The sequence below is a fragment of the Methylobacterium sp. B1 genome (assembly GCF_000333255.1).
GTDB classification, from domain to species: Bacteria; Pseudomonadota; Alphaproteobacteria; order Rhizobiales; family Beijerinckiaceae; genus Methylobacterium; species Methylobacterium fujisawaense.
The window spans coordinates 1-1,240 of sequence record NZ_BACT01000493.1 but is presented as its reverse complement, the minus strand read 5'-3'; the positions used below and the strand labels follow the sequence as shown (position 1 = coordinate 1,240).

General features: G+C 68.8%; 2 protein-coding genes. One reads left to right on the top strand and one right to left on the bottom strand.

Features of this window, described 5'->3' with window-relative positions; genetic code table 11:
• Positions 1-921 (bottom strand): HlyD family efflux transporter periplasmic adaptor subunit (locus I53_RS14445; protein WP_043351843.1); only part of this gene is annotated, 921 nt, incomplete at its 3' end.
• A 22-nt stretch (positions 922-943) separates the two neighbouring features.
• Between I53_RS14445 and I53_RS34575 the strand changes: the two genes are divergently transcribed.
• Positions 944-1,240 (top strand): hypothetical protein (locus I53_RS34575; RefSeq protein WP_210161582.1); only part of this gene is annotated, 297 nt, incomplete at its 3' end.

Below are 1,240 nucleotides of genomic sequence, written 5' to 3'. Positions count from 1 at the left end.
GCGCACTTTCGCACCCAGCGGAATGAACTCAGCGTCGGGCCATGCGGGCTTGCCGGGATCCTGCTCGACCAGCACGCGGAACCGGCCAGTTTGTTGCGCAGAGGGATCGACCGCACGCACGCGCCCGTCAAACATGCCATGAGCCACGGAGGGCCAGCCGCTGAACTGAATGGCTGGCCAGCCTTCGAAGGCCAGGCGCACGGGCTGGCCGGGCCTGATCAAGGCGACATCGCGCCCGTCGACCATCAGCTCCACCACACGGGCCGGTGCGTGCGGCGCCAGAGTGGCCAGGGTGTCCCCTGCGTTCACCAAGGTGCCGCCGGTGGCCGCGTTGATGTGGAGGATCCGGCCGTCCCGCGGCGCGCGAACCAGCTGCGCCGATTGGCGGTTTACGGTCACTTCGAGCCGGCTCAGTTTGGCCTTGGCCTCGGCCAGGCGCGCGCGCCGCTCAGCGACCAGGATCTGTGCCGCCTCGAAGTTGCGCCGCGTCACGAAGCCCTTTTCGGCGGCCTCACGGGTCTGGCTGACCTGACTTTCCGCAACCTTCACCGCCTGCTCGGCTGCCGCGATCTCGGCCTCGATCTGCTCGCGCTCGGCGGCGAGCCGCTGCAGCAGGAATGGATCGTTGTCGACGAGGCGCGCGATCGGATCTCCGGCGCGGACCCGCTGGCCATCCTCCACGTACCAGTGCTCGACTCGGCCCTGGACCAGGGCGGTGATGGCCTGCACGCGGTCCGCTGGATTCGGGGCCATGACGCGGCCCGTGCCGGCCGAGGTCTGTACCCAGGGAACGTACAGGAGGATCAGGACCGCAAGAAGGGTCCCGATCCCGAGCATCCAGCCGACCGCGACAGCTGCGCGAGGGGCCTGGATCGATGTCAGAGTCGGGAAGTGATGCAGGTGTTCAGGCCGCGACAGCATGAGACCTCTCCCGTAGCGTCACTTGATCGGTGCGGCCGTCGTGATCGGCGGTGCGCTTCTGCTCAGGCAGGCCGAGCCGGAGGTGGCGATCGTGGATCGGCTGGGCCGGGCGCTGCGTGACATGCAGCACCGTCGTGCCCGCCTCCCGGAACCGCGCGAACGCCGCTGTGATCCGATCCGGGGGCAGCAGATCGTAGAGCGTCGACAGGACGACGAGCTTCGGCGGATGCAAAGGGCGGCGGCGAGCTTGAGAGCCATGGACTCGACCGTCGTGAGCGGCCAGCCGGACTACAAGAGCAGCGTATCGAGCCCCTGGGGC